Origin of the sequence: Spirosoma endophyticum, assembly GCF_900112365.1 — a bacterium.
In the GTDB taxonomy this organism is placed as follows: domain Bacteria; phylum Bacteroidota; class Bacteroidia; order Cytophagales; family Spirosomataceae; genus Spirosoma; species Spirosoma endophyticum.
The window spans coordinates 511525-532920 of sequence record NZ_FOLQ01000001.1 but is presented as its reverse complement, the minus strand read 5'-3'; the positions used below and the strand labels follow the sequence as shown (position 1 = coordinate 532920).

Here is a 21396-nt window from a genome sequence, read left to right as displayed (position 1 = left end):
ACAACAATCGTAAACCATAAACCGAATACCATAAACGCTAAACTACGTCCCCGCGCAACGTTGCCGATGTACATTCGGTTACTAATACGTTGACATACTGGCCTTTCTGGAGATCGCCTTTCGGGAAGACAACCATCTTATTCTGGTCATTCCGGCCGCACAGGAAATCGTCGGAACGTTTGGACGGACCTTCAATAAGTACCCGCTGCACTTGCCCGATATGGCGCTGGTTACGTTTGGCGGAATGCTCCAGTTGTCGGGCGATGATTTCACTCAATCGCCGTTTCTTAACGTCTTCCGGAATATCGTCGGGGTATTTTTTTGCTGCCAGCGTACCGGGGCGTTCTGAATAGGCGAACATGTAGGCATAGTCATACTGTACGAAATCCATAAGTGTCAACGACTCCTGATGTTCGGCTTCGGTCTCGCTGCAAAAGCCTGAAATCATGTCGGTTGAGATACCGCAGTCGTCACCCAGAATCCGGCGGATGCTGTTGATTTTCTCGATATACCAGGGCCGGTCATACGTCCGGTTCATTAACTTCAGGACCCGGCTGTTGCCGCTTTGGGCGGGCAGGTGGATGTAGTTGCAGATGTTGTCATAACGAGCCATCGTGTACAATACGTCGTCCGTAATATCCTTGGGATGGGAGGTCGAAAACCGCACCCGCAGCTCAGGATGGATACGCGCCACCATTTCGAGAAGGCCTGCGAAACTTAATGATGAATGATGAGTGATGGATGATGAAACAGTCTGACTGCCAATCAATTTACCCGCATCGGCGGACCGATTCATCATTCCTAATTCATCATTCCATTTGTAACTATCCACATTCTGACCAAGCAGTGTCACTTCTCGATAACCCCGATCGAAGAGATCCTGTGCTTCACGAACGATGGAGTAGGGATCTCTGCTACGTTCCCGGCCCCGCGTAAAGGGTACAACACAAAAACTGCACATGTTGTCGCAACCGCGCATGATCGATACGAAAGCCGTTACACCGTTGGAATTTAGTCGAATAGGGGAGATGTCGGCGTAAGTTTCTTCGCGCGACAGAAATACGTTGACCGCTTTTTGTCCTGACTCGGCTTCTTCAACCAGTTTGGGAATATCCCGGTAGGCATCGGGACCCGCCACGATGTCGACCACTTTTTCTTCCTCCAGTAACTTGGTTTTCAGACGCTCGGCCATACACCCCAGCATACCGACCAGCAGTTCGGGTTTTTGCCGTTTTAGACCGGTAAGGTGTTTTAACCGATGACGGACTTTTTGTTCGGCATTGTCGCGGATGGCGCAGGTGTTCAGGAAAATGACATCCGCGTCCTCAGCCGTTGAGGTGGTTGCATAACCAGCGTTACGCATGACGGCTGCCACAATCTCACTATCGGCGAAGTTCATCTGGCAGCCGTAACTTTCTATGTATAATCGTTTTTTGCCAATGGCCAATTCATCTTCCAGCGTACGCGGCAGGTCAATGTGCTCCTTATCAGCAGCTTGCAGTATGGTCAGTTCGGGGATGAGCGTCATAATAAGTCGATGGTCGTCGGTCAATAGTCGTCAGTAGCTATCGATCATTGACTGATGGCTATCGACTCTTTTTTGCAAAATTACGAAGAAAGCCCCGATTGTGCTGTCATTTTGGCAGGATCTGTGCGTTAATTTCTCTTAAGAGAGTTTTGAGGGGCTTATGAAAAACAACTTGCGCCACTATTCGTCTCAAATGAATCTACGGTAAGTTGCTAGACTTAACTTTTGCTTACTAGGCGAATATGGCTTTCAATTGAGGAGATGAGTAGGCCAGCGTAAACAACCCCAATACGTTTTAGAAAGGGTAGCCAATCCCGAAATTGATTACCAGTGGATTAGGGCCACTTGACAACCTGTTGAACGAGAATTTGGGTAAAATGAAACGTTGATCGTCAATGCCATCTGGTTTATTATTGTCCGGGATGCGCCGTGCGGGGTCCCAAACTTTAATGCCTCCATCGAAACGGATAACGAAAAATGAGAAATCAAATCGTAAGCCAACACCGGTGCCGACGGCGATCTGCGGAAAGAACGTATCGAACTTAAAGACCGTACCAGGACGATTGATGTTATTGGTTAGTGTCCAGACGTTGCCCGCATCGATGAAAATAGCCCCATTTACATCGGCCCCGAGGTGAAACAGGCGGCCACGTAGTTCCGCAGAGCCTTCGATAATCATGTCACCCGGTTTCTCAATTGCGTAGTTTAATTGTTTTTGGCCAGGATATTTAGGATTGTAGACAGGCTGGTCATCAAGCTTTTGTGGCCATTCGGAACCGGGACCTAACCGCCGGGGTAACCAGGCCCGAATGCTGTTGCTTCCACCAGCGAAAAATAATTTTTCATAGGGGGCGGTTCTGTTGGAGCCGTATCCATAAACTAACCCTGTGTTGAACCGAAACGCCAGCGTAGTGCGGGAACGGAGCGGAATGTAATGCCGGTAATCGACGTTGACACGAAGAAACTTATAGAACTGTAAACCAGTGGTGTCAGTCGTATTGAAAAGATTACGTAGCTGCGCATCGGTAAAAAAATTCAGAGTCGTACCACCCGACTCAACAACCGCACGGAGGAAATTAGCGCGACGATTTTGGCCTGGCGTATTCGTGTTGTACGTATAAGCGAAACTAAAGCTTGAACTAAGTGACCGCCGAAAACTCAAATAGACGGTGCTTCCCTGATTTCTTAATGAATCCAACTGTGCCTGAAATGCATTACTAATTACCTCATTAGTACCTGGATTTGCATTAATCAGATTAATATCCGCAATCAGGAAGCTGAATTGTTTGGCGGCTGTTGTTTGCCAGTTATAAGCCATACTTGCTCGCAAAAGCGAGCGTTTGAAATCGGGCCGATACGTATTGTTATAACTTAAACTTATCTGTGTGCGGGGGGCGTATCGGTTGAACTTAAATCGGATAGGTCCCGGAAATAAAATCTGTGGAAAAATAAGCGAACTGCTGATCCCCAGTTCCTGCGATGTATAAACCGCCCGATTGCTATTGGGGTCTGGTACAAATCCGGTTTGGGCCTCTAAACCGTAGCGGACGGAGGTTTCCAGCGTTTCCAGGCCGCCGAACAGATTACGCACCCGGAAAATCAAACTGCCGAATCCACCGGGAAACCCTTTTCCCTGGTACAACAGACCCGTAGCGCCCCCTTCCGCTGTCGCTTCGTATTTGTCTAAAGGAGTTGCCGTAATAAGCGTTCGCAATAGACGGTTCGTGGTATCAACGAAATTGAGGTTAACGAACTTGAATTGGTTCAAGACGAATAATTGCCGTTGCGTATCGCGATAATCGGTCTGGCTATATAAATAATTTGGCCTGACCTGAATTTTGGCATCCAGTAGCCGGACAGAAATATCGCGCCCACCCAGCAGATACGTAATACCATTGCGTTTGACCGTATCCAGACTAACCCCAGCCACAATAGGTTGAGTCGCATCGGGGCTAATACGTACGTCTACCTCGCCAAAATGGTAAATTGGGTGAGCGGACTTGCCCGGAGGATTCACAATCTGCAAGGCCACATCGACATTGCGCCGGGTGGAGTCGCCCGGTTCGAGCCCATCGCGGAACCGGCGGTCATTTCCCCGCCGAACCGTATCGACGTCGGTCGCCCGGATGTATTGACGGGAAAAGGCATAATATCCCTGATCACGTAGCAACGACTCAATCCGAATCCGCTCGCCCGACATATTATCGAAATCAAATCGTTCACCCACCTTAAGCCGAGACTTATCAAACGATTTACGGACGATGGAATCAACGCGCGGATCGGCGATGTTATAAACAATATTCCGCAGGAAAAACCCTTCATTCTCCGCCACCAGGTAATTGACCCGGATCTGCCGTCGACGTAACGTATCGAGCTTATACGTGGCTTTTGCATTAAAGAACCCCTTGTCCGACAGATATTTCTGCATTTTGGCGGCATTGGCCTTTGCATCGGCTTCGGCAAAATAGGAGGGCGGCTCGCCAAGGCTACGCATGATCCAGTTGCCTTCTTCTGCCTTTACACGAAGGCGCTTTAACTGCCGTCCATATTGTCGGTTTAACTTCTTAAGGGCGTCTGGCTGATTCGCTAGTTGCTGGCTTTGCTGCTCAAATTCGTTAGTTTTGGCCTGAAACTCACGCACGGCGGCTTCGTGATTATACTTGCGCAATCCCAATTGGTAAAACCAGAGCGGAGGGGTGATGGGCAGGGCCAGAATCCGGCGATTGGGTTTTTGGGGAATAAGGCTCTCCAGCGACTCCGTAGAGATCTTCTTGTTGCCCCGCACCGTTTGGGACGTCAGTAAATAGACGTTGTTGCCTAATTGCTTGGAACTCAGACAGCCGGATAGGGAGGTAACTATCAGGAAAAGGCTTATTCTCGATATATGATGTATGGTGTAAGATGTATAGCTCTGGAGCCGATCATACATCATATATTTGACATCATACATCTTTTTCATGCTTTCCAAAAATCAACTTAAATATATTCAGTCGCTGCATCAGAAAAAATTCAGACAGCAACACGGCACATTTTTGGTCGAAGGCGCCAAGAGCGTGCAAGAGGTGCTACAATCCGATTTTCAGACCGAACTAGTCATTGCAACCGAAGCGTTCTACAAAGAAAACGTTCACTTAACAGAACGCCAACGAACACCGGTCGAAATCGTATCGATTGCTGAACTGGAGCGGGCCGGGACGCTCGAAAGTAACAACGCTGCCCTGGCCGTTGTTAAAACGAAAGAGAACCGTCCACTATTGGCCGCCCCTAACGAGATTGCGCTGATTTTAGACGATATCCGTGACCCCGGTAACCTGGGTACCATCCTGCGCATTGCCGACTGGTATGGCGTACGAAAAATTCTCTGTTCCGAAACCACCGCCGACGTCTACAATCCCAAAGTTATTTCGGCCAGCAAAGGCTCGTTCACGCGGGTGAACTGGTGGTATGGCAACGTAGCAGACGTCTTGAAGCAATCCAACGATGAGCCGGTCGGTAAATTAGCCGTGTATGGCGCTTTTTTAGATGGCGAAGACGTGCATACACTGGCGTTCAGCAAATCGGGTTATCTGGTCATGGGCAATGAGTCGAATGGAATCCGGCCAGATACAGCGCAGTATGTTACCCAGCGTGTCACGATCCCTCGGTACGGGGACGCCGAATCGCTGAATGTGGGTATCGCAACGGCCATATTGCTGGATAACATTCGACGGGTCACTCAATAAAGTTTAGTAGCCTGGACGGCCACGTTTGGGTAAACAACACCTGGCTTCACCCCGGACGTAGCCGTCCAGGCTACTATTTCATACTTACCAATGTATCGGTTACTGGGTTTATGTTTCATGGTAGTGTCCATTGCGGCCTTTCTGCCAAAGGATTTCCCGTCCGATAGTAAGGCCGTGTACCGTCAATTCCTGGCTGATAAAACACGCTTTCATCAGCAGGTGCAGCAATTGGCTGCTTACGTACTGGCGGATGCACCCGCCGATTCGCTCAGAGCCGCTTTTGTGCGAAGCCGCCAGGATTACAAACGTATCGAATGGTTGCTGGAATACTACCAGCCGTTTCTGGCCAGTCACGTGAATGGGCCGCCGGTAGTGGAGGTGGAGGAATATGAGCCGGGTCAGACGCCTATTCTGCCTACGGGACTGCAAGTTGTAGAGCCCTATCTGTTCCCCACATATGCCCCCAAACAAAAGGCGGAGTTAACCCGCGAACTGACTGTTTTGATGGCGTACTCATCCCGGTTGGAGCAGGGTATACCGGCCGATCTCATAAATGATACGGACGTCGTAGAAGCCATTCGCCAGCAACTGTTCAGGATAGTAGCTCTGGGCATCACGGGCTATGATGCGCCCGCTGCCCGTACCGGCTTACCCGAAGCGGTCGTATCGCTCAGGAAGCTTCATGATACGTTCCGGCCCTACGCAATGCGGTTAACGCAACCGCTTGGTAATCAACTAGAGCAGCGATGGGCAGAAACCATTCAGGCCATTGAGCAGGCTCCCGGCTTTGATAACTTCGACCGAGTTGCATTTGTAAGAGATAAGCTGTATCCACTCTGCCGATCGTTAAAACAGGCGCGTCTGGAACTGGGTATTCGCACCATCAGCAACGCCCGCTTCCTCTCGCCGAACGTAGCAACGCTGTCCGATTCAGGCGCGTTTCGCCCCGATTATTTGATCAACTTTGGTGATTTTGTTAGTACGCCCCAAAAAGTTGCGTTGGGGAAAGTACTGTTTTTTGATCCGCTGTTGTCGGGAAACAACGCGCGTAGTTGCGCGTCCTGCCACCAGCCCGAGCGGGCGTTCACCGATGGGCGACCGAAAAGCCGGGCGTTTGGTAGTCGTAAATCAGTGATACGTAATGCGCCAACCCTGTTAAATGCGGGCTTGCAAAATGTTCAGTTCTACGACTCACGCGTGTTTTTTCTCGAAGATCAGGCGCACGACGTGCTGAATAATATTCACGAAATGCGTACGTCACCCGATTCGGCAGTCAAAAAGCTGGCCTCCAGCAGCGAGTACAAAAAAATGTTCAGCGAAGCCTTTTCTTCGGGACTTACCGCCCCCAATCTGCGCAATGCACTGGCGAGCTATATCCGCAGCCTCACCAGCCTGAACGCTCGTCCTGACCAATATTTGCGTGGAGAACCGGCAGCACTATCGGAGGATGAACGGAATGGGTTTAACCTGTTTCTAGGCAAAGCCCGTTGTGCCACCTGCCATTTCTTTCCGGTTTATAACGGCTTTGTGCCGCCCATTTACGATAAGAAAATGGATAGTGAAATTATCGGCGTGCCCCGGCGACCAAAAAAACGACGCGCTCGAATTGATAAGGATGAGGGGAAATTTAATACGTATCAAAAAAATATTCACCGGTTTGCCTTCAAAACACCCACCGTTCGTAACGCTGGCCTGACGGGTCCGTATATGCACAATGGTGCGTACAAAACGCTGGATCAGGTGGTTGATTTCTACAATCGGGGTGGTGGTATTGGAATCGGCATTGCCGTAGAAGGGCAAACGTTGGCTGAAGATCCGCTGAATCTGACCCTGAAAGAGCAAAAAGCACTGGTTGCCTTCATGAAGTCCCTAACCGACACAACGGGCCTCACACAACGTCCCAGCCAGTTGCCCGCTATTGAAGGAAACCCAGAACTGAACGCCAGGAGACTGGGCGGGAGGTATTGATCGAGAAATTTACCCCACCACCGGCCCCTCCCCTGAAAAACAGGGGAGGGGTGAGACCTCGTAGTGTTAGTAGCTCCTTCTCTTATTAGTAGCCCCTCCCCTTAGTTCAAGGGGAGGGGTTGGGGTGGGGTAAACTCAACTCAAAATGCCACCGCATACCGAACCGACACCGCTCGTCCCGGAAGGTTATACCCCCTTTTTTCGTAATAATTTTCGTCTGTTAAATTAGTGACCTGCAGGGTCATGGTATGTCGTTTGGCCAGGTTGAACGACGTAGCAAAGTCCAGCACCATGTAGCTTGGATATTCGATTTCGGGGCTGGCGACATCCGTAAAATCAGTGTCTTTTCTGGTACCAACGTAGCGGCCGGATAAGCGCATTCGTAACCAGCTCAGGTTATCGTATTCCAGTCCATAATTGACGTTGGTCTTCGCTACGTTGGCAATGTCACGCTCACTACGCGAGGCATCCGTTCCGACAATAATTTCGGTTGCTCTGAACATCGACGTCGCGTTGGCAAACACCCGCAATGAGTAGCGGTAGTTCTTCAACGCACCAAAATCATAAGCTACTTCTGTCTCCAGACCACTGATGTCGGAGTCGGCGGCATTGACGTAGCTCGTCCGCGACACGATGACATCTTTATTGGGTAACACCTCATTAACAGTCGAGACCACGCGGGCAATGCGGTTTTTGATGTGCGTTGAGAAGTACGTTACGTTCGCCGAAAGTCCCGTTTGGGGTTTGCTGAAACTCAGCCCCAAATCCCACCCCAGGCTGCTTTCGTTCGTTAAATCTGGATTCCCCGCAATGACCGAAATTTTTCCCGCCGTCGTTCGGGTTTCGGAATAACCCGCCACGCTGAAGGCATCTGGTGTCACGAACGCCCGACCAACCGTCCCTTTGACGCGTACTGACTGGAGGAGTTGATAGCTTAACCCAATGCTTGGACTCACAAACGGATTCGTTTTTTTGCCGCCCTGATACGTAGTAAGCAGGGGCGTATTTTTTACGTCAAACGTAATGTTATCGTAGCGAATACCCGGTTGAATAGTCAGCCGGTTGACCGTCAGGAGCAATTGAGCGTAGAAGGCCGACGAGATCAACGCGTAGTTAGGTTGGGTAGGGGCCCGTTCGGTTGTGTCGTTGATCCACCGGCGGCTTTGAGTAGACGCGTTCAAATAGTCGTACCCCACAATCAGCGAATGACGCCCGAGCTGCCAGACGTCTTTGAGTTGAATACCCTGCCAGGCGTTTGTTGTCTGAGTCGAACGGTAGGGGACAGTGGGTTTTCCTGATACGTTGGTGGTGATATTGTTAGTCGCTTCTTCGGCCCTAAAAACGGTTAGACCGGGCCGGTGCTTACCGAGTTCGCCCGTTACTAAAGCTTCTCCTGTATTCCGGTCAACGTCTTTGCTGCTCGCTTCGGTGGAGCCATACGTAATATCGCCCGGCGATTCTACATCGCGTGCCTGGAAGCGTTCGCCCCGCACATCAACGCGCCATTTGTTGCTCAACTGATAGCCCAAACGTAGCGCGCCGGAGTAGTAGTGCATCTGCGTGAAAGGTCGCGTTTGCCCATCGCTTTTGGTCTCATCAACCCTTTCGGCGGGTTTCGCGCTGTAGTTTCGTTGGGACGTAGTGAAGCCAAAGGCATTCCGCAACAGGTTATCTTTCCCAATTTTGTAGTCAGCGGCACGCTCGAAATAGGCGAAGGAAAGATCATAATCCAGTCCTTTGGTAAGGTTTCCTCCCACATTCAGACCCGATTGCACGGTCTTGAAACTACCGTATTCCAGAAAAGCAAGTCCCCGCGTTTCGCCCCTCGACCGGCGGGTTATTATGTTAATAACGCCACCCATCGCCTGCGAACCGTACAAAGATGATGCGGGACCTTTCAGGACTTCTATCCGGTCGACGCCGTTGAGGTTGATGAGTGATAAATTGGTTGCCCCCGCTGGACGGCCATTAATCAGGAGTAACGTACGCTGATTCAGGCCCGAAAACTGTGGTCGAAATCCCCGAATGCCGATGCCCGACGAAAGACTTGGATACTGAATGACGTTTACCGAGGCCGTTTTTTTGACAATATCCGTCAGGTCATAAGCGGGTGTCAGCGCAATATCCTGCTGGGAGATAATGTCCAATTTCTGCGGGATAACTTCTTTGCGCGTTTCGTAGCGAGTTGCTGTCACGACCACCGGATCGAGGGCGCGTTCCCGCGTGGAGTCGGGTGTAATACGCTGTCCGCTTGCTGTTACACAGGTAGAAAATAGGCTAAATGAAGTCAGGACTGGAAGCCAGAGACGGCGTACAGACATTTGGTAAATAGACTGTTGCATGAAAACTGAGGTACTGATTAAGACTGAAAAACTTCGAAGAGGGTATATACGCCAATGGCAATTGAAAAGGCACCCACTACGTAGTTGATGGCGCGCAGGGCCGATTGCCATTTTACGACGACTTTATTCAAGGAGAAAGCCAGCAGACAGCCATAGATGGTCATGGCGACAATAATACCCAGACTTTGTAGCACAATAATCCAGACGGCGGTCGAGGCATCGCGGGCGGCAAGTGTCAGCGCGATCGTGCAGGCCCCACCCGTACCTGCCAGGCCATGCACCATGCCTACCCAAAAAGACCGGCTCAACGTAGTGGATTGAACCGCGTGAGTATGCGGCTTGGACAGCTTGAAATTTCGCCGGATGGCGACAACGCCCAGCCAGATCATGAGTGGACCAACGGCCAGTTCCACTTTGGCGGCAATGTTGAGCGACAGCGTTGATTTGAGCAGTAAAATAAGGCAGGCGAATAGCACCAGCGTAAACGAATGTCCCAACGCCCAATGCGACGACCGCCAGATAACCCGCCATAAATGAAGCCCTGCCGATACGCGATTATTTTTATCTTTTTCGGACGCCAGCACCGACACGGCCGCCATATGATCGGGCTCGAAGGAGTGTTGAACGCCAAGCAGTAGGGAATCCAGTAAAAGAGGGTTAATCATGAAGGTTTCTCGATCTGGGTGTTGCCCGTAGTGAAAAAAGGCCGGGGAGCAGACGAGAAACGACAAATGGAGATAGGGGCTACAAAACGCAGCCTGCCACAGTTCTCCTTTTGCTTTTCTTCCCGAAAGCAAACCGGTTATCATGTCGACAGGCAGGTCTTCTGGCTCGTTCAGTTTTGACGCCTTCCCATCACGCTTGTCGCGTAACAGTGGCATTACGTGTCAAAACCTTTTTGTTAACATACAGCAGCGGGAACTGCTCCGATTAGAACCGCTTACGTGGCTCGACGGATTCCCTTTTAAGTGCTTCGGATAAGGAAGCACACCAATTGACGGGGCAAAAGTAGTCTTTTTAGGCAAAGAGCGCTGAGAAAATCAGTAATTAGGCTTCCTCTGCAATCGAATACGTAGTAGCGGCTTTCAGCACGGAGCCTAACACGCCGGGAAATTTTTCTTCCAGTTCGTGCAGGCGAAGTGACGTCAGGCTTTGGGTGCCTTCGGTACGGATATGAATAATGCCGGCCTCGCGCAACACCCGCAGGTGATGCGACATGGTCGATTTGGCAACGGGTGACGGAATGGCCCCACACGGCGATTCGCTCGTCAGCTTGGCTAAACACTGCACAAAATTGAGTCGCACCGGATCACTCAGCGCGTGTAGTACGCCGGTTAAGGTAATCTGATCCGTTGTGGGGTGCTGGTACGTCTTCATAATCTTATTCCTTCTACTACTTGCCAATCCTGTCTACTAAACCGAAAAAGGAGTAGCTACAGTAATTGCTACCACAACAATCGGGCGAGTTAAAATAATTCAATTGATTTTAATCTTGATGAACCATCCCGCAAGTCGACTTGTTCGATAACCATAAAACAATTAAAGTTCGATAGTTGTAGAACAATAAAATAATACAACCATAAACACAATGAAAACGATCAAAAATCGAACAAAATCAGTTATCGCCGGTGGCATTGCACTGGCCTTCGCGCTTTTCTTCATTACACCAAAACTGTTTTCCAAAAAAGCCGACCCATCGGCAGAGAAAGCCGCAACGGCACCACCATCCGATAATAAAGACGCAACGGATGTTGTCGCTTCGGATGCTTTCGTGGTTAAACGCGAAACGATTACTGACGAGCTTCAGACAACAGGAACCATCGCGGCCAATCAGGAGGTCGATCTGGTGAGTGAAGTAGCCCGCAAACTCGTTCGGGTATATGCCCGGGAAGGCAGCTACGTTAGTCAGGGAACGTTGCTGTATAAACTGGATGACGCCGATTTGCTGGCTAAAAAACACCGTATAGCCCTTCAGGCAAAACTGGCGCAGCTGGACGAAAAACGCTTCCGCGAACTCCTGGCGACCGAAGCGGTCAATCAGCAGGAATATGACAAGGTACTGACAAACCTCAACGTACTGCAAGCCGAAATAGCAATGATCGATGTGGACCTGGCGAAGACCGAAATTCGGGCACCGTTTGCCGGAAAATTGGGCCTGAAACGGGTGGACGTGGGTGCCTACGTAACGCCGTCGACTGTGCTGAGTTCGTTTGATGACGTTAGTCGGGTGGAAGTCAATTTCACGATTCCCGAAAAATACGCGTCCGACGTTCGGCCGGGTCAGGCGATTCAGTTTATGACTGAAAACAGCAATCAGTCGTTCGTTGGCAAGGTAACAGCAACTGAGCCCAAGATGGAATCCAACACGCGGAGTCTGCTGGTAAAAGCCATTAGCGAAAACAAAGGCGGCAAACTCGTGCCGGGTTCATCGGCTAAAATCGCCTTTGCGCTGCACGTAGCGCAAGACGGCATCCTGATTCCGACGGAAGCACTAATTCCCACGGCCAAAGGCTACTCGCTATTCCGGCTCAACCACGGTAAGGCCGAACGTCGTGACGTGAAAACCGGAAGCCGCACCAAAGGAACGGTTCAAATTCTGGACGGTCTCTCCATCGGTGATACGTTGCTGACCACCAATCTACTACGTCTCGATACGGGCGTTCCTGTTACGGTTTCTACGGTCGAATAGTTGACGTCTCTTTTATCGATTTAAAAAATTACACACATGAGTTTAGCGGGAATTAGTATTCAGCGGCCAGTGCTGGCCGGGGTGCTCTCGGTATTGATTATATTATTTGGTTTCGTTGGGCTTACGTATCTGGGCATCCGGGAATATCCCGTCACCGATTCGCCAATCGTCACCGTCACCACGACGCATCCGGGGGCCAGCCCCGACGTGATCGCCTACCAGATCACCAAACCGCTGGAAGAGTCGATTGGAGAAGCCAACGGCATTCGTACCATCTCGTCGGTTTCGCGGGAAGCGGCCAGCGTGATCACGGTTGAGTTCAACCTCGACGCCGATTTAGAAGCGGCCGCCAACGACGTTCGCGATAAAGTTACCAAAGCCCGTCGGTTGTTACCCGGCGATGTCGATCCGCCCATCGTGGAGAAAGCGAACAGTGGCGACATCGTGATTTTCATGGCGGTGGAGAGCAAAACACGTAGCATTCTGGAAGTCAGTAATATCGCGTCTACGGTCATTAAAGAGCGGATGCAGACCATTCCGGGCGTAAAACGGGTGGGTATTGCGGGCGAGAAAAAATACGCGATGCGTCTGCGTATCGACCCGGCCAAACTGGCGGCTTATCAACTAACACCGTCGGATATTGAGCAGGCGCTGCGAAAAGAAAACGTGGATTTACCGTCGGGTCGGATTGAAGGCGACCGGAACGAACTGACCGTTCGGACGCTGGGCCGATTGACGAAGGAGGATGATTTTAATAACATGATTCTCAAGCAGGAGGGGAGCAGTATTATTCGGTTCAAGGATATTGGCTACGCGGAGTTAGGGGCTGAAAATGAACGTACGGCGATTCTGAACAGCCTGAAAGGAAACTCGCCAACGATCGGGGTTTTTGTCGAACCACAGCGGGGTGCCAATGCCGTCGCAATTGCGGATGAATTTTACCGTCGACTCAAAGAATTGCGCAAGGAAATTCCCGCCGATTATCAATTGACGATTGGGAAAGACTTTACGGAACCGATCCGGGATTCGATTTCCGAAGTGGAAGAAACGCTGTTTGTGGCCTTCGGGCTGGTCATCCTGATTTTATTTCTCTTCCTGCGCGACTGGCGCTCGACCATCATTCCGGTGGTGGCGATTCCGGTGTCCATTGTGTCGGCCTTTTTCATCATGTACGTGGCTGGCTATTCCATTAACATCCTGACGTTGTTGGCGTTAGTGCTGGCGATTGGGCTGGTGGTTGATGATGCCATTGTGGTGCTGGAGAATATCTACGCCAAAGTGGAAGAAGGGATGTCGCCGTTGCAGGCTGCGTTCAAGGGGTCGTCGGAGATTTACTTCGCGGTTATTTCAACGACCATTACGTTAGCCGCCGTTTTCCTGCCGATTCTATTTCTGCCGGGCGTGACTGGAAAGCTATTTCAGGAATTCGCCGTGGTGGTGGCCGGTTCGGTGCTCGTCTCAGCGTTTGTCGCGCTGACGCTTTCACCGATGATGAGCGCCTACCTGTTGAAACGGCACACGACCCCAAACTGGCTGTACCGGACAACCGAACCGTATTTTGTAGGGCTGAATCGGGGCTACGAAAAATCCCTGGGTTGGTTTATGAATTATCGTTGGGTCGCTTTCCCAACGCTGGCCGTCACGTTCGGATTGATCTACTTCATTGGCAAGCAGTTACCCTCGGAGCTGGCTCCGTTAGAAGACCGTTCGCAGATTAGTTTAGCGGTGGTTGCACCGGAAGGTTCGTCGTACGAGTACACCGAGAAGTACATGAAGGAGATCGCCAAATTCTCGGTCGATTCCACAAAGGGTTTATTTCAGACGTATTCGATTCTGGCATTGACGTTTGGCCCTCCCGCGCCGGTCAACGTTGCCATTCAAAATACCTTCCTCAAAAAAGCCGATGAACGAACGACCACGCAGGCCGATGTCTTCGCGACCTATTCCAAAAACGCTCAGAATTTCAGGGGTGTGATGGTATTTCCGGTTCAGCCGCCAACCATCGGCAGTCGATTTGGTCAGTCGCAACCCGTTCAATACGTATTGCAGGCGCCAAATCTGGCGGCCATAACGGCGGTGCTTCCTCAATTTATGGCCGAAGCAAGTAAAAGCCCGATTCTCCGATTTGCGGATTCGGATTTGAAAGTGAACAAACCTGAACTGGTCCTTACCATTAACCGCACTAAGTCGGCTGAGCTGGGGATTTCGGTGGCTGAAATCGCTCGCGGATTGCAACTGGCGTTGAGTGGTCAGCGATACGGGTATTTTATCTACAACGACCGTCAATACGAAGTAATTGGTCAGTTGCAGAAGCAGGACCGCGATACGCCTTACGACCTGAAAGCCATGTATGTACGCACCCGAACCGGGGAAGTCGTCTCGCTGGATAATCTGGTCTCGTTCAAAGAGAGCATTAGTCCGGCGGCCATCTACCGCTACGATCAGTCGATTTCGGCGACGGTTTCAGCCGGGTTAGCGCCGGGAAAAACTATTGGCGATGGTGTCGCGGAAATGAATCGGATTGCTCAGAAAGTCTTGCCACCGACCATCAAAACGTCCCTGGCGGGCGAATCGCGCGACTTTGCCGAAAGTTCATCGAGTCTGTTGTTTGCGTTCGTCTTCGCCCTGATCCTGATTTACCTGGTGCTGGCGGCTCAGTTCGAAAGCCTGATCGATCCGTTTATCATCCTGCTCACCGTGCCGATGGCCATGACGGGGGCCTTACTCAGTCTGTGGCTTTTTGGTCAGACACTGAATATTTTCAGCCAGATCGGGATTATCACGCTGATTGGTCTGATCACCAAAAACGGTATCCTGATCGTGGAATTCGCCAACCAGAGCAAAGAACAGGGATTGAGTCCGTTTGAAGCCGCCAAAGCGGCCGCTGCGTCCCGGTTCCGCCCGATTCTGATGACGAGTTTGGCCATGATCTTCGGTACCATTCCGATTGCACTCACGGAAAACAGCCGCAATTCACTCGGCACCGTCATTGTTGGCGGCCTCTTGTTCGCTGGCTTCCTGACACTCTACATCATACCAGCGGTGTATTCCTACTTCTCCAAAGTTCACAAACACGCTGAGGTTGCGGAGTTAGAACTGGCCGAGTAATAACTATCATTTAACAGATTTCATGAAACGTCTTATTTATATGCTCCTCGCTACCCTGTTGATTTGGGGTAGCGCCGGGCGAACGCAGGCCCAGGTGCGCCAGTTAACGATGGAAAATGCCGTTAAGCTGGCCCTGGATAAAAACCGTGATTTGCAGGTTGCTACGTTGGAAACGACCAAATCGGCCCAGAAAGTAGTGGAAGCCCGTAGCTATTCACTGCCGAACGTAGCGGGCTCTGCCCAGTACCTGTACTATTTCAATAAACAGGTTTCGTTTTTGCCGGGGAGTTTCGTGGGTCTTCCCGAAAACCAACTGGCGACGTTCCGCGTGGGTGGATCGAATGCGTTATTGGGTGGCATTGCGGCCACGCAACCCCTTTTTCAGGCTGGCGTTCGGTCGGGTATAAAGGCGGCACAAATTGATGAACTGGCAACGGGTGAAGCCCTGGCCGACGTTCGGGCCAGCATTGTAACGGATGTGAAAAAAGCGTATCTGGACGTACTGATCACGCAGGAACAGCTTCGACTGCAACAACAGAGTATCGCCCGAAATGAGCAGGCGCTGAAAGATGCACGGTCGCTGCTGGCGCAGGGACGGGCCTCCCGCGTCGATACGTTACGCGCCTTCGTTACGGTCGAAAATCTGCGCCCGACGTTGATCCAACTGACGAATCGGATTGGTATCACCAAAACCGTTTTGAAGCGGACAATGGGGCTGGATGAGCAGGAAACCATCGATTTGCAGGATTCACTACGCTACGACGTATCACTTTTTGCCTTGCCGGGTAATGATGCCTATTTCGAGGCCGTTCAGGCCCGACCCGAAGTGCGTCGACTGGAACTGATCGAAAAACTGAATCGGGAACAGGTAGCGATACAAGTAGCCGAGCGCCAACCCAAATTGTCAGCCATTGGGCTGGCTCAGTCGCAATCGCAGGCCAATAATTTTCGGGTCGACGAGTACAGATGGCCAGTTAGTACGTATCTGGGATTGCAATTGAGCGTCCCCATCTTTACCGGCTACCGAACGAATTCCCGCATCCAGCAGGCACAGATTACGCGGCAGCAAACGGAAACGCAGGTGGCGAATTTAAAAGAGATTGTTCGGGCGCAGGTGAAAATTGGGCTGGCGAACGTAGAGGAAGCGCGTTTACGGATCGAAACCCAACGGCAAACCATATCGGTAGCGGAACTAAGTTATCGCATTACCCGCGACCGCTGGAAACAGGGAATCGCTTCTCGGCTGGATATGTCAGACGCCGAACTTTCGCTCACGCAGGCCAAGTCAAATTACCTGCAAGCCGTGTACGATTACCTCACCGCGACGGTCAATCTGGACAAAGTGCTGGGGAGAATCAAGTGACAACGTTCTTTTTCAGGCAGGATGAACTGGATTAAACAGGATGTTTATCTGAATCCAGTTCATCCTGCCTGAAATTAAAAATCTTATGAAAACCACAGTTAAAGAACTCCGCCTTATCCTCACCGTCGATAATCTGGATGAGCTAATCCGTTTCTACCGCGATACAATCGGTTTGGAGACGTCGAAAGAATGGCACGAAGACGCCGGTAATGGCATTATTCTGGACGCTGGTCGGGCATCGCTTGAATTGATTGACAGTAAACATGCCGAGCGCATTGATCAAATCGAAGTAGGGAAGCGCGTGGCGGGTCCGGTCCGGCTGGCGTTGCGGGTTGTTGAGCCGATCGCAGCCGCAACGGAAACGTGGATCGATGGTGGCGCTACGTCGGTGGCACCGCCCACAACCGCGCCCTGGAGTGAGGTTTCGCGGGTTCAGGCACCCGATGGCATGCAAATTACGTTGTTTGCTACGTCGACGCTGGTTGATTAATGCGTTCTATCGCGTGGCAGTCCATTGATTCAGTTCGCCACGCGATAAAACGTAAACTCTATTTTGCTGTTGTTCTGCGCTTCCCGTTCTTCTTGAAAGCAATCACGACAAACCACGTAATGACGGCGAGGGGAATTGTGAGGGTGATCCAGGAAAGTAAATCCAGAAAATCGTCGCCCACCAATGCGGAGATCAGCCCGAAAAGACTCACGACGGCCAATAGGGTTGGGATGGCCCAGACATGCCAGAAACTGTTCTTAATTTTCTTGTTCATTCTCTACGCTAAGGCTTACGATTTCGGACTCTTCCAGTTGCTGACGATTTACTTTTTGCCGACTGATTTCCATCCGGGTAATTTGTGCTTTGGTCGCTTTATTTCGGGCAAACCACAAATACAGGCCGCTACCTAGAACCACAATCGTAATCAGATCGAAAATTGCCCAGATGATTTTGAGTGGCAATCCGCCGTAATCCCCAAAATGCAGCGGTTCCGAAATGAACAGTGCATTAACGTACCAGGGCATATCCCGCATGTCGGTCAGCTTGCCGGTTTTCGCATCCACCAAAGCGGGTTTAATCAACTTCTCGGTCAGGGGCGTGTTGCCTTTCATAAAAATAGCGTAGTGGTGCTGGCTGGAAAATAACGTACCCGGATAGGCGATCAGCGAGGGTGTCATGTCGGGGGCTGCTTTTCGGGCGATGGCCACTGCCTGATCGAGCGAACTGAGTTTGCCGCTGAGGGGAGCGGCATTTTTATACGGAGCCACCATTTCGGCCAGCTGACCTTGCTGCCACAACCCCAGCACCACTTCCGACAACGTATTGATGACGCCCGTAAAGCCAACTACTACGGCCCAGGCCACGGTCACAACGCCAAGTAGGTTATGTAAGTCGAGCCATTTCAGGCGAGTCGATTTCTCGGTGCGTACCAGTCCAAAATCAAAGCGTTTCATGATCGGGCTGTACAGCATCAGGCCGGAAACGATAGCTACGATAAACAACAACCCCATCAGGCCCAGAAAGAGCTTGCCGCCAATGCCCATGAACATGTCCACGTGCAGTTGCAGCATCACATACATGAACCCTTCGTCGTATTTAGGTTCGTCAAGTACTTTCGCCGTGCGGTCATCGAGGATGACGTTCTTGAAGTTGTCTGGCGGGGCGGTTAAGGAATCGGTCAGGCCAAAAGTCGTCGTATTGGGCTCATGTTCATCCCAGAATACGTAGCGCGTGACCTTATTCGGGAAGGCGGTTTTTACGGTTTTGGCCAATCGATCGAGCCCCACATTTGGTGTTCCCGCGGGCATGGCGGGAGCCAGCTTTGCCGCGCCATCCAGGTGTTCAATCTCTTCGGAAAAGATCAACGGCAAGCCCGTCAGGCACAGCATGAGCAGAAAAGCCGTGCAAATCAGGCTAGTCCATTTATGAATCTGAAACCACGTCTTAACTCCCTTTGTCGTACTCATGGCGCTGTTGGTTTTGTTTCGCTTGTATAATGTCAAAACCCCTAAACCGCATCGGCGGACCGCCCCTGAAGGGGACTTTGCTTGCGAATAGATAAAGTCCCCTTCAGGGGTGGTCCGCCGATGCGGTTTAGGGGTTTTGACAGGCACTTACTTAAAATTTATAACTGATGCTACCGACAATACTTCTCAGTTTTTGCGGATTCATCGTCGTGTACCCAATCCAGTAATGTTGATTGGTGAGATTATCCACCTTGGCCGAAATACGGAATTTTCTCTGCTCATAAAAAGCGGTCGCGTTCAGAACGGTGTAGGCGGGCAGGATAAAGACGCCCTGGCTGACACTGTTCAGGATTTTGTTGTCGCTGGCGTAGTTGCCGCCGAAACCGAAGCCTAAACCTTTGATCAGGTAATCAGGCAACCGGTAGCTGAGCCACAGGTTAGCCAGATAAGGTGACGAAGCGGTAGTCGGCCGACGACCCTCTACATCGGCATCGGCGTTCACCAGTTTGGAATCATTGTAGCTGAATCCGGCAATGACATTGAATCCGTTAAACGGGTTGGCAATGACGTCAAATTCAACCCCTTTACTCAACTGCGTTCCGTCCTGCGTCTGGGCAAATCGGGCGGCTGCCAGCGGGTTGGGATCGGTGCGGAGAATGTCTTTTACTTTGATGTTGTAATAGCTGATCGTAGTCGTCAATTTACCACTGAACGCATCGAGTTTGACACCCGCTTCAAACTGGTTCGCCTGTTCCAGCTTAGCAACCTTTCGGGCAATACTGTCCGGTGCCGTTACGTCGTAAGCGTTATATACGCCCTTGTTATTGAAGCTGTTCTGGTAATTGGCAAACAGCGAAACGCGATCTTTAATCGGCTGAAAGACAAGCCCGAACTTGGGCGACAGGGCGGTCTGGTTGTATGACATAACATTGTCGCTGCCCACCGATCCGCCTTTGTTGTCGAATTGGTCGACCCGTAAGGCGGCCAGTACGCTTAAGCGATCCGTCAGGTTCAGCACATCCGATACAAACGCGCTATACGTATTGGATTTGTTGATAAGGGGATACGTAAACTGGGGTGGGCCGCTGGCGTAAAGCGAGTCCATCCGGGGGCCATTGAACCGGCTGTAATCATAACCCGGCACATTGAGAGGCACGACGTCGAGCTGGCTACCAAAAAAGTGCTGATCCGAATTGATACGTAGGTAATCCAGCCCTAAAACAATACGGTTACGCATCGCGCCGATTTTGAAATCGCCATTGAAATTCTGCTGGATTTCAAAAACCCGATTGGTGCTGTGGTTCGTCGATTGATCGGCTCGGGCCAGGTAATTCGCTTTTCCGGCATCAGCTGCATTGCCGGTGATAGCCGCATCGGGCATCAGATAGAAATAAGGACCAAAGCCGTTCGAGAAACTGCTGCTATGGGTAAAATTGGTTGTCGATGTGAAGGCTGACGACATCTTGTAGGTCACTTTGCCAAACAAATTGACGCTTCTTGAGGTCTGCTCAAGTCCGCTTCCCATGTACGAATTTCGATAATCGACGTTCAACTGGTCAGCTCGTGAAGCACCCAGTGCGGCTGCGGGATAATAAAAGAAGAGAATTTGCTTGCCTACGTTACGACCCTGAAACAATTCGGCGTCGACCAGGACAGATAAGCGGTCGTTGACTTTATACGAGAGGCTTGGCGCAACGGCGAAGGTTCTGGAAAAGCCCTGCGTCTGGAACGTACCTTCGTAATTGAACGCTGTATTCAGACGGAAAAGCAACTGCTTCGCTTTGTCGAGCGGGGTGTTGATATCGGCACTCACCCGGTTAAATCCGTAGCTGCCGCCCGCGTAGGAAATTTCTCCGCCAAAGGTCTCGTATGGTTTTTTGGTAACCCGGTTAATCAAGCCACCGTATGACGTCAACGTGCTCCCAAACAACGTAGCCGATGGGCCTTTGATGACTTCCAGCTTTTCCAGATTGGCCGCATCGATGGTGCTCGTTACGTTACCGGCAAGGCCATTTCTGAGCTGGCTCTGCACAATGAACCCACGCGTATTGTAAAAGCTGCCACCGTCGCCAGCGCGGCCCGTTGCGTCCCACATTTTCTGAAGACCGGGGGCGTTTCGCATGGCGTCATCCACTGAAAAGACCAGCTGTTCGGCCAGTAATTCTTTACCGATGGTGTTGTAAACCTGCGGATTTTCCAGGTTTTTCAACGGCATTTTACCGACATCGTCGCTGCTTTTAGCCGAAAAGCGGTTCAGTTTACCCGCCCGGATAATGACTTCCGTCAACTGCGCCGTGTTCTCCGATAAGGTAAAATCAACCGTTGACGTCTCCCTTCCGGAAACCGTAACGGTTTTCTCCTCAGAGCGCAGGCCAATGGCCGAAACCAGTACTGTATACGAACCATCTTTTACCCTGGTAATTGCATATTCGCCTTTGCTATTGGTAATGGCACCCTGGCCTTTTCCTTTCAGAACGACTGTAACATACTCCGCCGGATTGCCATCAGACGTCAATACTTTCCCCCGAACCGTAGCCATTTGCTGGGCGTTCGTGAGCAAAGGAAGGGCAACGAAAGTGGCAATGATCAACAGGAATTGTAAATTCTTAAACATTTTCACTCTTATTTAGACTAATTATAAAAATGCAAATGACTATATAAACAAGAAACCGCGCAAGTAGTTTGCGTGATTTTCAGGTAAAGTGATACGGAAAGTTTGT

14 protein-coding genes and 1 riboswitch are annotated in these 21396 nt (G+C 50.9%); of the genes, 6 read left to right on the top strand and 8 right to left on the bottom strand.

Features of this window, described 5'->3' with window-relative positions:
* Nucleotides 1-37 precede the first annotated feature (37 nt).
* Both miaB and tamL read right to left on the bottom strand, forming a co-directional pair.
* Nucleotides 38-1528 (bottom strand): tRNA (N6-isopentenyl adenosine(37)-C2)-methylthiotransferase MiaB, encoded by a 1491-nt coding sequence (miaB, locus tag BM202_RS02025; protein ID WP_093822791.1) that lies wholly within the window; start codon nucleotides 1526-1528, stop codon nucleotides 38-40.
* Nucleotides 1529-1823: 295 nt separating this feature from the next.
* Complete coding sequence (gene tamL / locus BM202_RS02020; RefSeq protein ID WP_093822790.1) at nucleotides 1824-4487, bottom strand: translocation and assembly module lipoprotein TamL; 2664 nt, start codon at nucleotides 4485-4487, stop codon at nucleotides 1824-1826.
* On the opposite strand from tamL, the gene BM202_RS02015 reads away from it, so the two are divergent.
* Nucleotides 4486-5250, top strand: coding sequence for a TrmH family RNA methyltransferase (locus BM202_RS02015; RefSeq protein WP_093822789.1), 765 nt, complete (start codon nucleotides 4486-4488; stop codon nucleotides 5248-5250). The two genes, tamL and BM202_RS02015, sit on opposite strands and share 2 nt — an antisense overlap.
* A gap of 90 nt (nucleotides 5251-5340) precedes the next feature.
* On the top strand, nucleotides 5341-7218 hold the full coding sequence (locus BM202_RS02010; protein ID WP_093822788.1) for a cytochrome c peroxidase: 1878 nt from the start codon (nucleotides 5341-5343) through the stop codon (nucleotides 7216-7218).
* 140 nt (nucleotides 7219-7358) lie between these two features.
* Here the strand turns inward: BM202_RS02010 and BM202_RS02005 are convergent, their stop codons facing one another.
* The 3 genes from BM202_RS02005 to BM202_RS01995 all read right to left on the bottom strand — a co-directional run bounded on the left by BM202_RS02005 (nucleotide 7359) and on the right by BM202_RS01995 (nucleotide 10937).
* Complete coding sequence (locus tag BM202_RS02005; protein WP_093822787.1) at nucleotides 7359-9539, bottom strand: TonB-dependent receptor; 2181 nt, start codon at nucleotides 9537-9539, stop codon at nucleotides 7359-7361.
* A gap of 38 nt (nucleotides 9540-9577) precedes the next feature.
* Nucleotides 9578-10225 (bottom strand): hypothetical protein, encoded by a 648-nt coding sequence (locus tag BM202_RS02000; protein ID WP_093822786.1) that lies wholly within the window; start codon nucleotides 10223-10225, stop codon nucleotides 9578-9580.
* Nucleotides 10226-10359: 134 nt separating this feature from the next.
* Nucleotides 10360-10570: riboswitch (cobalamin riboswitch) on the bottom strand.
* 37 nt (nucleotides 10571-10607) lie between these two features.
* Complete coding sequence (locus BM202_RS01995) at nucleotides 10608-10937, bottom strand: ArsR/SmtB family transcription factor (protein WP_093822785.1); 330 nt, start codon at nucleotides 10935-10937, stop codon at nucleotides 10608-10610.
* A 211-nt stretch (nucleotides 10938-11148) separates the two neighbouring features.
* On the opposite strand from BM202_RS01995, the gene BM202_RS01990 reads away from it, so the two are divergent.
* The 4 genes from BM202_RS01990 (at nucleotide 11149) to BM202_RS01975 (ending at nucleotide 17210) form a co-directional block, all read left to right on the top strand.
* A complete protein-coding gene (locus BM202_RS01990; protein ID WP_093822784.1) occupies nucleotides 11149-12249 on the top strand; it encodes an efflux RND transporter periplasmic adaptor subunit in 1101 nt (366 codons plus the stop codon).
* A 36-nt stretch (nucleotides 12250-12285) separates the two neighbouring features.
* Nucleotides 12286-15357, top strand: coding sequence for an efflux RND transporter permease subunit (locus BM202_RS01985; protein WP_093822783.1), 3072 nt, complete (start codon nucleotides 12286-12288; stop codon nucleotides 15355-15357).
* Between the two features lie 22 nt (nucleotides 15358-15379).
* A complete protein-coding gene (locus tag BM202_RS01980) occupies nucleotides 15380-16720 on the top strand; it encodes a TolC family protein (protein WP_093822782.1) in 1341 nt (446 codons plus the stop codon).
* Between the two features lie 85 nt (nucleotides 16721-16805).
* Nucleotides 16806-17210 carry a VOC family protein gene (locus BM202_RS01975; RefSeq protein WP_093822781.1) on the top strand — a complete coding sequence of 135 codons (405 nt, stop codon included), beginning with the start codon at nucleotides 16806-16808 and terminating at the stop codon, nucleotides 17208-17210.
* Between the two features lie 58 nt (nucleotides 17211-17268).
* Here the strand turns inward: BM202_RS01975 and BM202_RS01970 are convergent, their stop codons facing one another.
* The 3 genes from BM202_RS01970 to BM202_RS01960 form a co-directional block, all read right to left on the bottom strand.
* Complete coding sequence (locus BM202_RS01970; RefSeq protein WP_218160498.1) at nucleotides 17269-17484, bottom strand: hypothetical protein; 216 nt, start codon at nucleotides 17482-17484, stop codon at nucleotides 17269-17271.
* Nucleotides 17468-18676 carry a PepSY-associated TM helix domain-containing protein gene (locus BM202_RS01965; RefSeq protein ID WP_093822780.1) on the bottom strand — a complete coding sequence of 403 codons (1209 nt, stop codon included), beginning with the start codon at nucleotides 18674-18676 and terminating at the stop codon, nucleotides 17468-17470. The genes BM202_RS01970 and BM202_RS01965 overlap by 17 nt, the downstream gene beginning before the upstream one ends.
* Nucleotides 18677-18827: 151 nt before the next feature.
* On the bottom strand, nucleotides 18828-21290 hold the full coding sequence (locus tag BM202_RS01960) for a TonB-dependent receptor (RefSeq protein WP_093822779.1): 2463 nt from the start codon (nucleotides 21288-21290) through the stop codon (nucleotides 18828-18830).
* Between the last annotated feature and the right edge of the window lie 106 nt (nucleotides 21291-21396).

Excerpts from the sequence above, each read along its gene's own strand:
- BM202_RS01980 (WP_093822782.1), top strand. The coding sequence starts at position 15,380 with ATGAAACGTCTTATTTATATGCTCCTCGCTACCCTGTTGATTTGGGGT.
- BM202_RS01975 (WP_093822781.1), top strand. The coding sequence starts at position 16,806 with ATGAAAACCACAGTTAAAGAACTCCGCCTTATCCTCACCGTCGATAAT.
- BM202_RS01960 (WP_093822779.1), bottom strand. The coding sequence starts at position 21,290 with ATGTTTAAGAATTTACAATTCCTGTTGATCATTGCCACTTTCGTTGCC.
- miaB (WP_093822791.1), bottom strand. The coding sequence starts at position 1,528 with ATGACGCTCATCCCCGAACTGACCATACTGCAAGCTGCTGATAAGGAG.
- BM202_RS01965 (WP_093822780.1), bottom strand. The coding sequence starts at position 18,676 with ATGAGTACGACAAAGGGAGTTAAGACGTGGTTTCAGATTCATAAATGG.
- BM202_RS02005 (WP_093822787.1), bottom strand. The coding sequence starts at position 9,539 with ATGTCTGTACGCCGTCTCTGGCTTCCAGTCCTGACTTCATTTAGCCTA.
- BM202_RS01985 (WP_093822783.1), top strand. The coding sequence starts at position 12,286 with ATGAGTTTAGCGGGAATTAGTATTCAGCGGCCAGTGCTGGCCGGGGTG.
- tamL (WP_093822790.1), bottom strand. The coding sequence starts at position 4,487 with ATGAAAAAGATGTATGATGTCAAATATATGATGTATGATCGGCTCCAG.
- BM202_RS02010 (WP_093822788.1), top strand. The coding sequence starts at position 5,341 with ATGTATCGGTTACTGGGTTTATGTTTCATGGTAGTGTCCATTGCGGCC.
- BM202_RS02015 (WP_093822789.1), top strand. The coding sequence starts at position 4,486 with ATGCTTTCCAAAAATCAACTTAAATATATTCAGTCGCTGCATCAGAAA.
- BM202_RS01995 (WP_093822785.1), bottom strand. The coding sequence starts at position 10,937 with ATGAAGACGTACCAGCACCCCACAACGGATCAGATTACCTTAACCGGC.
- BM202_RS02000 (WP_093822786.1), bottom strand. The coding sequence starts at position 10,225 with ATGATTAACCCTCTTTTACTGGATTCCCTACTGCTTGGCGTTCAACAC.
- BM202_RS01970 (WP_218160498.1), bottom strand. The coding sequence starts at position 17,484 with ATGAACAAGAAAATTAAGAACAGTTTCTGGCATGTCTGGGCCATCCCA.
- BM202_RS01990 (WP_093822784.1), top strand. The coding sequence starts at position 11,149 with ATGAAAACGATCAAAAATCGAACAAAATCAGTTATCGCCGGTGGCATT.